This is a genomic window from Anaerococcus nagyae, from assembly GCF_017874535.1.
Taxonomy (GTDB): Bacteria; Bacillota; Clostridia; order Tissierellales; family Peptoniphilaceae; genus Anaerococcus; species Anaerococcus nagyae.
The window spans coordinates 95,894-110,087 of record NZ_JAGGLS010000003.1; the positions used below are offsets into that span (position 1 = coordinate 95,894).

At 32.7% G+C, this 14,194-nt stretch carries 11 protein-coding genes; 8 read left to right on the forward strand and 3 right to left on the reverse strand.

All coding sequences use genetic code 11. The annotated features are described in order from the left end of the window. The first annotated feature begins 64 nt into the window (after positions 1–64). From J2Z39_RS03610 to J2Z39_RS03620, 3 genes are read left to right on the forward strand one after another with little or no spacing between them, the layout of a single operon-like run. Complete coding sequence (locus J2Z39_RS03610; protein WP_209813834.1) at positions 65–862, forward strand: nitroreductase family protein; 798 nt, start codon at positions 65–67, stop codon at positions 860–862. A gap of 40 nt (positions 863–902) precedes the next feature. After that, positions 903–1,709, forward strand: coding sequence for a type I methionyl aminopeptidase (gene map / locus J2Z39_RS03615; RefSeq protein WP_117521342.1), 807 nt, complete (start codon positions 903–905; stop codon positions 1,707–1,709). A 12-nt stretch (positions 1,710–1,721) separates the two neighbouring features. Beyond that, positions 1,722–2,258 (forward strand): GNAT family N-acetyltransferase, encoded by a 537-nt coding sequence (locus tag J2Z39_RS03620; RefSeq protein WP_181965119.1) that lies wholly within the window; start codon positions 1,722–1,724, stop codon positions 2,256–2,258. A gap of 101 nt (positions 2,259–2,359) precedes the next feature. Here the strand turns inward: J2Z39_RS03620 and J2Z39_RS03625 are convergent, their stop codons facing one another. From J2Z39_RS03625 to ychF, 3 genes are read right to left on the reverse strand one after another with little or no spacing between them, the layout of a single operon-like run. Next, positions 2,360–3,373, reverse strand: a complete 1,014-nt coding sequence (locus J2Z39_RS03625) for a D-alanine--D-alanine ligase family protein (RefSeq protein ID WP_117521346.1) — start codon at positions 3,371–3,373, stop codon at positions 2,360–2,362. A 41-nt stretch (positions 3,374–3,414) separates the two neighbouring features. Beyond that, positions 3,415–4,026 (reverse strand): thymidine kinase, encoded by a 612-nt coding sequence (locus tag J2Z39_RS03630; protein WP_117521348.1) that lies wholly within the window; start codon positions 4,024–4,026, stop codon positions 3,415–3,417. Between the two features lie 9 nt (positions 4,027–4,035). Next, positions 4,036–5,133 (reverse strand): redox-regulated ATPase YchF, encoded by a 1,098-nt coding sequence (gene ychF, locus J2Z39_RS03635; RefSeq protein WP_117521350.1) that lies wholly within the window; start codon positions 5,131–5,133, stop codon positions 4,036–4,038. Positions 5,134–5,338: 205 nt separating this feature from the next. Here ychF and J2Z39_RS03640 point away from each other — a divergent pair, with 205 nt between their 5' ends. From J2Z39_RS03640 to J2Z39_RS03660, 5 genes are all read left to right on the forward strand, one after another. Next, the gene (locus J2Z39_RS03640) at positions 5,339–7,108 is read left to right on the forward strand and encodes an aminopeptidase P family protein (protein WP_209813836.1); all 1,770 of its coding nucleotides are present in this window, start codon (positions 5,339–5,341) and stop codon (positions 7,106–7,108) included. Further along, entirely contained in the window at positions 7,105–8,955 is a 1,851-nt protein-coding gene (gene uvrC, locus J2Z39_RS03645; protein WP_209813837.1) for an excinuclease ABC subunit UvrC, read from the forward strand. Before J2Z39_RS03640 ends, uvrC begins: the two co-directional genes overlap by 4 nt. A 9-nt stretch (positions 8,956–8,964) precedes the next feature. Beyond that, positions 8,965–10,005, forward strand: coding sequence for an HPr(Ser) kinase/phosphatase (hprK, locus tag J2Z39_RS03650; protein WP_394268547.1), 1,041 nt, complete (start codon positions 8,965–8,967; stop codon positions 10,003–10,005). Positions 10,006–10,172: 167 nt separating this feature from the next. Further along, positions 10,173–13,712 (forward strand): pyruvate:ferredoxin (flavodoxin) oxidoreductase, encoded by a 3,540-nt coding sequence (gene nifJ, locus J2Z39_RS03655; protein ID WP_209813839.1) that lies wholly within the window; start codon positions 10,173–10,175, stop codon positions 13,710–13,712. Positions 13,713–13,840: 128 nt separating this feature from the next. Beyond that, entirely contained in the window at positions 13,841–14,194 is a 354-nt protein-coding gene (locus tag J2Z39_RS03660; protein WP_117521358.1) for an Asp23/Gls24 family envelope stress response protein, read from the forward strand.

Sequence of the window (14,194 nt, forward strand, 5' to 3'; positions counted from 1 at the left end):
ATACCATACAAAAATTTATAAAAATATGGTATGATGTTTATAGAATACATATACGGGGGTAACAATGGATACAAAAAACCTATTGAAGTTTAGAACTTCTACTAGAGACTATAAAGACGAAAAATTAGATGAAGATATTGCTAAAAAAGTTTATGAAATTGTAAATGATGAAGCAGAAAAATTAGGTAGGGAAAATCTAGCATTTCTACTAAATACAGATGGAGAATCAGTATATAAGGCTCTAAATGGAGTTGCAGGTTATAGAGGTGTAATGATCAAGGCTCCAGCTTATATAGCGCTTGATGCTCGTAATAACGATCCTACTACAATCGTAAAAGGTGCTTATGGAGTAGAAGAAATTATCACAAAACTTCATAAACTAGGTCTTGGTACTTGCTGGATAACAGTAAGTGAAGTTGATGAAGTTGTAAAACAAAATGCCTTTAACTATTCAGAAGGTGATATAAATATACTTCTAGCAGTTGGATATCCTTTAGATGATGAAAGACGTGAACATTCCTACATCGATAGAGGTGCTACAGAAGATTTAGTATTTTTAGGCGATTTTGATACACCAGCTACTGATGAAGACCTTGAACAAAGAGGATTAAACGAAATATTCAATTATGCAAAATTTGCTCCATCAGCTAATAATGCTCAACCTTGGAGATTTCTAATAGTAGATGATGAATTATCTCTTTATATAGAGGACTATAAGGGAGATGTAAATTTAATAGATGCAGGTATAATGATGTATTATATAGATGAATTAAGCAAGGCTTATGCAATGCCATTAGGATTTGAAGTTGAACCAAAGATTGGTTCAGATAAATACACATATATCGGTATGACAAAGATGTAAACATAGGCGCTTATGCGCCTTTTTTAGTTGAGAGGTTACAATGATAAGATTATATACAGAAAAAGATTTTGAAAAGATGAGACAGGCAGCTGAAATACTATGTCAAACTCATTTAGCTATTAAAAAAGTAATAAGAGCTGGAATAACTACCAAGCAATTAGATGATTTTGCTAATAGATTTATAGTTGATCATAAAGGGGCTATCCCAGCACAGTTAGGCTATGGAGGATTTCCTTATACACTTTGTATATCAGTTAATGATGAGATTTGCCATGGTTTTCCAGGAGACTATGTCCTAAAAGAAGGTGATCTTGTATCGATTGATAATGTTATTGAATACAATGGGGGACTTGCTGATTCTTGTTGGTCATATGCCATAGGAGAATTATCAGATCGCGATCAAAAACTTATGGATGTTACTTTAGAATCATTAAATAAATCAATTGATCAAGCAGTGCCAGGCAATAGAATTGGTGATATAGGTCATGCTATCCAAGAGTATGCAGAAGTGGAAAATAACTTTTCTGTTATTCGTGATTTTATAGGTCATGGTATAGGTAAAGAAATGCATGAGGATCCACAGGTGCCTCATTATGGAAAAGCTAATCACGGACAACGTATACAAGCAGGAATGGTATTTACAATTGAGCCAATGATTGCAAGCGGTAAGTGGCCAATGAAACTCGATGACAATGGTTGGGTAGCTCGCACTCAGGATGGATCAACTTGTGCACAATTTGAACATCAACTTATAATTCATGAAGATGGGCCAGAGATTATAACAGATCAAAGTAAATATGCATTAACTGAAGATGATATAGAGTTCATAGAAAATTATAAATTCTAATTAGGAGATATTTTGGATTTATTAGATATCAGTAAGGCTTCGGGAAAACAATATTTCGAAACTCTTTATATAAAATCTTTCCCAGAAGATGAGAGAATAGATCTAGCTGATTTATATAGCTTAAAAGAAGATGGATTAATAGATATAGTTAATATAAGCGATGATAATAGAGATATTGGCTTTGCTGTGATTTATTTTAGTGATAATGTCCATCTTTTATCCTATTTTGCTATAGAACCTGACTTAAGATCTAAAGGATTAGGTAGCAAGTCATTGAGCTTATTAAAAAATACTTATAAGGACTTGATGATAGAAATAGAAAGTACAGATCTAAAAGATTCTGATGATTATCATTTAAGAAATAGAAGAAAAGCTTTTTATATTAGAAATGGTTTTAAAGTTTTGGAAGATAAAGTAGACTACTTTGGTATCGAAATGGAGCTAATGTCTACTACTAAAGATGCAGGTATAAATGATTACTTTGACACCTATAATAATATTTTTGATAAAGAATTTATAGACGAAAATATAAAGTTGATTAGTATTTAAAAAGATCCTAAGAAGTTAAGGACTGATTTTTAGAAGTTAATCTTAGTATTAACTTACTTGGTCAGTTTATTTATTTCTTAAGATCTTTTTTAATTTAATAATTAGAATTTACCTCTTCCAAGTTTTTTCATAGCTACACCCTTATCATAGGTAGATTTTACTAAAATGTCCATTAATTTATCATAGCTCATTCCTGATGCTTCTGCTTCAAGAACATAAGGTGATAAGCCTTTAGAAAGTCCTGGCATAGTGTTTACTTCCATTATGTAAGGATGACCTTCTTTATTAAGCCTTATATCTACCCTAGCATATGTTTCACAATTTAGAGCGTTGAATGATTTTATAGCAAGGTCTTTTATTTCTTTTTCTAAATTTTTATCAATATTTGCTGGAGTAGTTCTTATGGTCCACTTATTTTTAACTGCATCTTTAGTCCTAAAGTTTGCTTTGTTTTCTTCTTTAAAAGTCATTTCAGTGATTTCTAAGGCTCTTATATCCCCCATATTATCTAAGATACCTACAGTAAACTCCCTACCAGGTAGGAATTCTTCAACTATTATTGGAGGGTTTACTTCATCGAATATCCTGTTTAAAGTATTTTTTAAAGATTTTTCATCCTCAACATAAGAATCTCTATTGATCCCTACAGAAACTGCTTCTGCTTCTGGTTTTACAAAAAGTGGGAAAGATTTCAAAAGTTCTTTATTTATTTCTTCATTTCTGGTATACAAAGCTTGTGATTTTACAACTGGAAGTCCTTGAGATTGTAAGATCATACTTGAAGTTTTCTTTGATAAGGAAATGGCTTGGGCAAGCATCCCACTTCCTACAAAAGGTATGCCAAGCAATTCTATGGAAGCAAAAACGTTTCCTTGAAGCTTAAGATTTTCTAGAGGATCGTAATGAATGAAAATCACATCCAAATCTTCAATCTCCATAATATTTCTCATCATATCTATATTGGCAGCTATTGGGAAAACTTCGTGATTATTGGATTCTAAGGCTTCTGTTATTGACATTAACATATTTTTCATGGTAATATCTGCACTTGGGTTTACTTTACTTATTTCTTCTGTCATATTTTGGTATTCTGCGTAAACTAAAGCAACTTTCATTTTATCATCCTTATTTATTTTACTTTTTAAAATATAGAGGACTAGTTATCTAAGCCCTCTAGTGAAATTTGATTTTTGGTTTTTTCTCTTTCGCTCATTTTTTGATTATAGCATTGTCTACATAAAGGTTCGTACTTATCTTTAGAACCTATTTGGATTCTAGATTCATCTGTAGACTTCCTATATGAAGCCCAAGCGTCCTCACCGCAATTTGCACAAATTGCATGGTGCTTTATAAGTTCATCTGCTATAGGCATTATCTCCTTTATTATTTCAAATGGTCTGGTTTTATAATCCATATCAAGGCCTGATACTACAATTGTTATATTACTTTTCATAAGTTCATTAAATATATCTATTACTTCTGTTGGATCATTTGGGAAAAATTGGAGTTCATCTATTCCAATAGCATCTAATTCATTTTTATTAGCATAGTCTCGTACCTCATTTAAATCAGCAACTTTTATAGCATCCAATTCTAGATTATCGTGCGATACTATTTTTTTCTCATCATCTCTATTATCAACTGCTGGTTTAAAGGCAGCAATCTTATAATTTGCAATCTTCATCCTATATAGCTCGCGCCATAGAGATGTTGTTTTGCCTGAAAACATGGAGCCTGTATGGACTATTAGTCTTCCTTGCTTTTTCATTATATACCCTTATACATTAAATCTAAAATTAACTACATCGCCATCTTTCATGATATAGTCTTTACCTTCCATACGAAGGAGTCCTTTTTCGCGCGCACCATTTATAGATCCAGATTCTACGAGGTCTTCATACGATACGATTTCAGCTTTTATAAAACCACGAGATATATCAGTGTGAATTTTACCTGCTGCATCTACGGCTCTAGTGCCATCTGTGATTGTCCAAGCACGGGTTTCCATTTCTCCTGTAGTTAAAAAAGAAATTAGATTTAGCGTTTTATAGGAATCTTTTATTACTTTGTCGGTGCCAGATTCATCAAGACCTAACATCTCTAAAAAATCTTTCTTTTCTTCATTTGATTCAAGTTCTGAGATTTCTTGTTCAATTTTTGCAGATACTATTGATACTTCTGCATTTTCACTAGCTGCAAAGTCTCGAACAGTCTTAACGTATTGGTTAGTTTCACCATTATTAGCGGCATCTTCCTCATTTACATTGCATACATAAATTATTGGTTTTGTTGAAAGTAGTTGATAAGAACGTAGGAGTTTTTTCTCTTCGTCATTTAATTTTAGGATTCTAGCAGATTTTCCTTCTTCAAGTACTGTTTTGACTTTATCTAAAACTGCAACTTCTTTGGCTACATCCTTGTCATTACGAGCAACTTTTCTTCGTTTTTCTAAGACCTTATCAATCATTTCAAGATCTGCAAATATAAGCTCAAGGTTGATGGTCTCAATATCACGAATTGGATCGACTGATCCATCGACATGGGTAACATTAGGATCATCAAAACATCTTAAAACTTCTACTATAGCATCTGTTTCTCTAATATTTGATAAGAATTGATTGCCTAGTCCTTCACCCTTTGAAGCCCCCCTTACAAGACCAGCTATATCATAAAATTCAATTACAGCTGGAACTATTTTTTTTGATTCACTCATTTTCGCCAATACGTTTAGTCGTTCATCTGGGACATTTACAAGGCCGACATTTGGATCGATTGTCGCAAATGGATAATTGGCAATAAGTGCACCAGCTTTTGTTATTGCATTAAATAATGTTGATTTACCAACGTTTGGCAAACCTACTATTCCAAGTTTCATCTAAATACTCACCCCTTTAAAAATTTTACATAACTGTATTAATTATAATTGATTTGAAGTAAAAATCAATCATTAGATACGCTACAAAAATACTTTATAAATAGGTATAGTTATAGTAAATAAGTAAATGAGCTGTTGTAAAATCTAGGAATTAAGGAGATTTTCCTCAGCGCTTTTTATAGTTATATAGACTTAAGGAGTTTAAATGAATATTAATCAAAGACTTGAAGATTTAAGAAATTTAATGGCGGATAGAAAAATTGATGCCTACATAATACCAACATCAGATCCACATCAATCAGAATATTTGGCAGATCATTACAAAGAAAGAGAATTTATTTCTGGATTTACTGGTTCTGCTGGTACTGCTGTAATTACTATGAATGAAGCTAAACTTTGGACGGATTCTAGATATTTCTTACAAGCTGAAAAAGAATTAGCTCATTCGGAATTTGAACTTATGAAAATGGGTGAGGATGACTATCCTACCATAGAAGAATATCTAGATCAAAGTGTTAGTGAATTTGGCAAAATTGCATTTAATGGCAATTTATTTTCAGTAAAAGAGTATAAAAGTTTAAGTGAGTCTATGGGATCTAGAACTCTTGTTTCAGATGTTGACTATATTTCAACTTTATGGACTGATAGACCATCCTTAAGAGATGATAAAGTTTGGATTTTAGGTGAAGAATATGCAGGTGAATCTACATCTTCTAAACTTAGTCGCATACGCGAGGAAATGGCAAAAAATGCTTATGATTATTATTTTATAGGTGCAGTTGAAGATATTTGTTGGACTCTTAATATAAGAGCGAATGATATCGACTACAATCCAGTAGTGTTATCTTATATGCTAATTTCTCATGATCAAGCTCATTTATGTATTGATCAAGCAAAACTAGATGGAGAAGTGAAAGATTATTTATCAGAAAATAATATAAAAGTACATTCATATGAATATATCTTTACATTATTAAAAGATATACCTGGCAAAAATAGGATATTCTTAGATCCAGAAAGAACAAATGTAGCAATTTATGATTCTATAAATGCAAATGTAAAAATTTCTACAGATAGAAATATCACAACAAATATGAAAGCTGTCAAAAATGATAAAGAAATAGAAAATACTAAGAAAGCTTATATTATAGATGGCGTTAGCCTAGTAAAATTCTTTAACTGGTTAGAAATAGGATCTACTACAGGAACCTTGAATGAGTATGTAGCTAGCAAAAAACTTCATGAGCTTAGAGCAGAGAACAAAAGCTTTGTAGAAGAATCCTTTGAATCAATCATAGGTTATAAGGACAATGCGGCAATTGTTCACTATGCACCATCTAATGTAGGCTCAAAAACAATTGAAAATGAAGGGCTTATCTTAATTGATTCAGGAGCACATTATAAAGAAGGCACTACAGATATCACTCGTACTCTTGCTTTAGGCAGACTTACTGAAGATGAAAAAACTGACTATACTTTAGTTTTAAAATCTCATATCTCCTTATTTTTAGCTAAGTTTAAAAATAAAACTACGGGCCAAAGATTAGATGCAATTGCTAAATACCCATTATGGAAAGCGGGCAAGGATTTCTTTCATGGTACAGGTCATGGCGTAGGCTATTTACTAACAGTTCATGAAGGACCACAAAGAATTTCAGCTACAAGTGATGTTGAATTTATAGAGGGGATGATGACATCTAATGAGCCTGGACTTTATATAGCAGGTAGTCATGGTATAAGAATAGAAAGTGAAACTCTTGTTCGTCATGCTTTTGATAACGAATTTGGCAAGTTTTTAGAGTTTGAGAACTTAACATATGTTCCAATAGATACTAGACCAATAAAAACAGAAATATTAACTTTGGAAGAAATAGACTGGATAAATGATTACAATGCTAAATGTGAACAACTTTTAGCACCACACTTAGAAGGCTCAGATTTAGAATATTTGAAAGAGAGTTGTAAAGAAATTTGACCACTCAAGAAGTAAAGGACAAACTAAAAGAACTACCAGATTTACCTGGCGTTTATATAATGAGAAATGCTAGCGATGAGATTATATATGTAGGAAAGGCTATTAATCTAAAAAAAAGAGTTCGCCAGTATTTTGATAATAACAAAAACAAGGGAGCCAAGGTTCTTGCCATGGTTTCCCATATTGATCATTTTGAATATATAATAGTAGAAAATGAAGTCGAGGCTTTAGTTCTAGAATCTAATCTTATTAAGAAAAATAGGCCTAAATACAATATCGTACTTAGAGATGATAAGCAATATCCTTATATAAAAATAACTAATGAAAAATATCCAAGAATATTAAAGGTAAGACAAGTTTATAATGATAAGGCCCTTTATTTTGGACCTTATCCAGATGCCTATGCAGTAAACGATTCTATAGATTTGTTTCACTTATACTATCAGTTTAGAACTTGCAATCTAGACTTTGATAAGGGAGCAACCCTAGATAGACCTTGCTTAAATTATTTCATAAAAAAATGTAATGCACCATGTATTAAAAAAGAAGATGAGCAAAGATATATGGAGAATATAGAGGATGTTAAATTATTTTTAGAAAATAAGTCAGATAAGATTCCAGACTGGGTGCTAGATAAGATGAATCAAGCAAGTAGTGAGCTTAATTTTGAGATGGCCTCTAAATATAGAGACTATTATAGAGCACTATCCACTATTTCTGAACGTCAAAAAGTTACAGAAACCGGCGGTGATGATATGGATATCATAGCTATGAGCAAAGGCACTAGCGTCATAGTCATGCAAGTATTTTTCATGAGAGAAGGAAAAATTGTAGATCGCCAACATTTTATTATCAAAAATGATTTTGTAGAAACTGATAAGGATATAATAGGCTCTTTTATTAAACAGTTTTATCTTGATATAATGTATGTTCCAAAAGAAGTACTACTAGAAACTATGCCAGAAGATATAGGAACCATAAATGAGTTTTTAAATCAAAAACGAGGTACTAAGGTTACTATTCATCAGCCAAAACTTGGTCGAAAGAAAGATTTAGTAAATATGGCTTTAACTAATGCCAATGATATGCGAATAAAATATGAAAAACGCATAGAAAAGAAGAATCGAAAAAAGTCTGCTGGTATAAATCAATTAAAAGAGATTTTAAATATATCTAAGATAAATAGGATAGAAGCTTATGATATATCTAATACATCTGGAGTTCAGTCAGTAGGCTCTATGGTAGTATTTGAAGATGGACATCCAAATCCAAAAGAATATAGGAAGTTTAAGATAAAAACTATAGAAGGACCAAATGATTACGGATCTCTAAAAGAAGTATTAACTCGTAGATTAAAAAATGGCCTTAAGGAAAAAGAAGCAGGAAATATCCTTACAGGCTTTGGTAAACTTCCAGATCTTATCCTTATGGATGGTGGCAAGGGACAAGTATCTTCAGCAAAAGAAATATTAAAAGAGTTTAATTTAAATATTGAAATAGCAGGTCTTGTTAAAGACGATAAGCATACTACCCGTGCAATAATTTATCAAGGTTGTGAAATACCTATAAATAGGCGCGATCCGGTTTATAAGTTGATCTATGAAATTCAAGAAGAAGCCCATAGATTCGCCATAAATTATCATAGAAAATTAATGCAGAAGACAATGCAAAAATCAGAGCTTGATAATATAAAAGGTGTTGGAGAAAAAACTAGAATAAATCTTTATAAGCATTTTAAAACTATTACAAATATTAAGAAAGCTAGTGTAGAAGAGCTAATGGAAGTTCCCCTAGTCGGAAAATCACAAGCCTTAGAAATATATAAATATTTTAGACTAAAAGGATAAGGAGAATTTATGGACGATAAAAATAAAAATCAGGAAATAATGGATGATGGCGTTACAGAAAGCGAAGTAAAGAGTGATGTTATTCAAAAAGAGGTTTTAAGAGGCGAAACCAACAAAGAGATCAAGTTACACACAGTAGTAGAAAATTTAGGTCTTGAAATTGTCCATCAATCCAGCAATTATTATGACATTACCTTATCCAGTGCTGATGTAAATAGACCTGGTCTGCAATTGGCTGGCTACCTAGAAGATTTTCCGTATTTAAGATTACAAATTATTGGATCTGTAGAATATACTTATCTAACAGGACTTGATAGTAAGCTTCAATATGAGAGATTTAGAGGGATATTATCTTATAATATCCCAGCCGTTATATTCTCTTATAATGCAGAATTAAATCAAGATATTTTAGACCTAGCAGATTATTATGATAAGACTCTTCTAAGATCACCAGAAAAAACTACTAAACTTATATCTGGTATATCTTATGAACTTGAATATCAATTGGCCCCAAGAAGCAATGTTCACGGAGAGCTTCTTGAAGTTTTTGGTATAGGTGTTCTCATTATGGGGAAATCATCAGTTGGTAAAAGTGAAACAGCATTAGATCTTGTAAATAGAGGACATAGACTAGTAGCTGATGACATGGTAGACATTATGGCTATGGATAATAAACTAATGGGTACAGCGCCAGATAATATCAGACACTATATGGAAATAAGAGGTTTAGGTATAGTAAATGTTAGAAGATTATATGGGACAGGTTCTGTAAAACATACTAGTCAAATTGAACTTGTAATAGAGCTAGAACAATGGAAATCAGACTTTGAGTACGATAGATTAGGACTTGATGATCATTATATAGAATTATTAGATGTAAAAGTTCCACACATAGTAGTGCCTGTAAGGGCTGGAAGAAATTTAGCTATGATTGTCGAAGTTGCAGCTATGAATCAAAGAGAGAAAAACTTCGGCTATAATGCGGCTCGTGCTATGACAAATAATATATTTCACAAAGAATTAGTAGAGAAAAGCGATGACTTCGAATAGGTCATTGTTTTTTTATTTGTAACTTAACAATCGTTACTTTTATAAAAATTTCTCTTTTTTAAGAAATAATATATATTTTAACAACTACCCTTGACTTTCTTATAAATCTTCATTATACTTAAATTAGTGTTAACGATAATTACTTATAATTATTTTAGGAGGTCTAAATGACAATTACTAGAGCAATGAAGACTATGGACGGTAATACAGCTGCAGCTCACGTATCATATGCATTTACTGATGTTGCAACTATTTACCCAATCACACCATCTTCACCAATGCCAGAGTCTGTTGATGTTTGGTCATCAAATGGACGTAAAAATGTTTTTGATAGAGAAGTAATGGTAAAAGAGCTACAATCTGAAGCAGGTGCAGCAGCAGCTGTTCACGGTTCACTTGCAGCAGGAGCACTTACTACTACATATACAGCCAGCCAAGGATTATTATTAATGATACCTAATATGTATAAAGTCGCTGGTGAAAGATTACCAGGTGTATTCCATGTTGCAGCAAGAACTGTAGCTACTCAATCACTTTCTATCTATGGCGACCACTCAGACGTTATGGCAGCTAGACAAACAGGTTGTGCTATGCTTTGCTCAAACTCTGTTCAAGAAGTAATGGACTTATCTCCAGTAGCTCACTTAGCAGCTATAAAGGGACGTCTTCCATTCATTAACTTCTTCGATGGGTTTAGAACAAGTCACGAAATTCAAAAAATCGAAGTTTGGGATTATGACACACTTAAAGATTTAGTAGACTATGATGCTGTTGATGAATTCAAAAATAATTCATTAAATCCAGAAAGACCAAAACACATGGGTACAGCAGAAAAGAATACTTATTTCCAAAGATATGTTGCTTCTAACCCAGCTTATACAGATATGATTGGTATAGTTGAAGATTATATGCACCAAATCAATGATTTAATTGGTACAAATTATGAATTATTCAACTACTACGGTGCTGATGATGCAGAAAATATCATAGTAGCTATGGGTTCATTCTGCCAAGCAGCTCGTGAAACAATTGATGTTTTATTAGAAGAAGGACAAAAAGTAGGTTTAGTAGAAGTTCACTTATATAGACCATTCTCAACTGAACATTTATTAAAAGCTATTCCTCAATCAGTTAAGAAAATAGCTGTTCTTGATAGAACAAAAGAAAAAGGTGCTGAAGGACAACCTCTACACTTAGACGTTAAATCAGCATTCTACGGACAAGAAAATGCTCCAGAAATCTTTAGTGGTGTTTACGGACTTGCTGGTAAGGACACAATTCCAGCTGACGTTAAAGCAGTATTTGATAATTTAGCAAAAGCTGATACTAAAGAAGGATTCACACTTGCTATTAACGATGATGTTACCAATACATCTTTAGAAAGAGATGATTTCAAAGTACGTCAAGAAGGAACAACAAGATGTAAGTTCTGGGGATTCGGATCTGACGGTACTGTTGGTGCTAATAAACAAGCTATCAAAATCATTGGTGATAATACAGACATGTATGCTCAAGGATACTTTGATTATGACTCTAAAAAATCAGGTGGTTTAACAGTATCTCACTTAAGATTTGGTAAAGATCCAATCAGATCAACATACTTACTAGATGAAGCTGATTTTATGTCATGTTCTAAACAAGCATACGTTAATCAATATGACTTATTAGCAGGACTTAAAGATGGTGGTACATTCTTACTTAACTGCGTATGGAGTGAAGACGAATTAGACCAACACATTCCAGCTAATATGAAAAGATATATGGCTGAACATGATATCAATTTCTACATTATTGACGCATCACATATTGCTCAAGATTTAGGACTTGGTTCAAGAACAAACATGATTATGCAAGCAGCTTTCTTCAACCTTTCACAAGTACTTCCAATTGATGATGCAGTAGGATACTTAAAAGACTCTATCGTTAAATCATATGGTCACAAAGGTGATGACATTGTAAACATGAATTATTCAGCTGTAGATGCAGGACTTACTGCAGCTAAGAAAATAGAAATACCTGCTGAATGGGCTAATGCGCAAGACGAAGCAAAAGAAGAAAACGGAGAAGTTTCTGAATTTGTTAAAAATATTTTAAGACCAATGATAGAACAAAAAGAAGATGATATTCCAGTATCAGCTTTCACAGATCTTGATCTTGAAAATGGTGAATTCCCATCAGGTACAACAGAATATGAAAAACGTGGTATAGCTCTTAATGTACCAGAATGGCAAATGGATAACTGCATCCAATGTAACCAATGTTCATTTGTTTGTCCACACGCTGTAATTAGACCATTCTTAGTAACTGAAGACGAAAAAGCTAACGCTCCAGAAAACTTCAATACTAAAAAAGCTATCGGCAAGGGTATGGATGAATATGAATTTAGAATTCAAGTTTCTCCATTAGACTGTACTGGTTGTGGAAACTGTGCTGACATCTGTCCAGCTCCAAATAAAGCTCTTATCATGAAACCTTTTGAAGATCAAGTTGAAGAACAAAAAGAAAATTGGGCATATGCTCATGAAGAAGTTGGATACAAAGAAGATGTAATGGATGATAAAAACCTTAAAGGAAGCCAATTCAAACAACCATTACTTCAATTCTCAGGTGCTTGTGCAGGATGTGGTGAAACACCATATGCTAAATTAGTAACTCAATTATTCGGTGACAGAATGTATATTGCAAATGCTACAGGTTGTTCATCAATTTGGGGAGCAAGTGCACCAGCTATGTCATATACAAAGAACCTTCAATCAGGTAAGGGTCCAGCTTGGGGCAACTCATTATTTGAAGATGCAGCTGAATACGGATACGGTATGAAACTTGCAGCAGAATCAAATAAATACCTACTTGAAAACTATATGAACAAATTCTTAGAACTTAACATTGAATCTCCATATAATGAAGCATTCAAGATGTGGATTGAAGGAAAAGAAGATGTTAATGCTTCTAAAGAAGCTACAGCTAAGATCTTAAATCTTCAAGATGAAAAAGTTGATAATGAAGAAGCTTCTGATTTAGTTAAGAAAATTCTTACACTTAAAGATTACATGATCAAAAAATCTATGTGGATCTTCGGTGGTGACGGATGGAGCTATGATATCGGATTTGGTGGTGTAGATCATGTATTAGCAAGTGGTGAAAACATCAATATCTTAGTATTCGATACAGAAGTATATTCAAATACAGGTGGACAAAGTTCTAAATCTACTCCATTATCAGCAGTAGCACAATTTGCTGCATCTGGTAAGAAAGTACGTAAAAAAGATCTTGGTTTAATGATGACATCTTATGGATATATCTATGTAGCACAAGTTGCTATGGGTGCTAACCAAAACCAAACATTAAAAGCTATCAAAGAAGCTGAAAGCTATGATGGACCATCTCTAATAATCGCATACGCACCATGTATTAACCACGGTATCAGAGTTGGTATGGGTAAATCTCAATTTAGAGAAAAACAAGCTGTTGAAGCTGGTTACTGGCACTTATGGAGATTTGACCCAAGACTTGCTGACGAGGGCAAAAATCCATTCCAATTAGATTCCAAAGAACCAACAGAATCATTCCAAGAATTCTTACAAGGTGAGGTAAGATACTCTTCACTTAAGAGATCATTCCCAGAAACAGCAGATGAATTATATGCTGAGGCAGAAAAAGCTGCTAATGAGAGATATAACACATATAAGAGACTTGCTGGAAAATAAGAATATTTAATAAAAATCGCCAATTGATTTTGGCGATTTTTTTATGTCCAGATTTATTATGACTAAAGTAAAGTCTTTATGGTATAATAAACTAATAAAAGTATATAGTTTTACTATAGGGAGGAAATATGGCTATTAAATATGTAAACCATTATGGCAAAGTCACAATCGATGATTCAGTGATTGCAAATATAGTTGCAGCTACTGTTATGGAATCATACGGTGTAGTTGGCCTTGCATCTCGTTCTACAAAAGATGATATATATGAACTCTTAAGACTGGATAATATGTCTAAGGGTGTAGAAATAATTAGAAATGATGATGGAACTTTAAGTATAAATATTTCTATTTTTATTCTTTATGGGGTAAGAATAGCAGTGGTTGCCCAAAATATTATAGACAATGTGAAATATAAGTTAGAGAAGTCTTTATATGTTAGGGTATCAGATGTGAATATTTTAGTGCAAGGAATTAATAAGTAG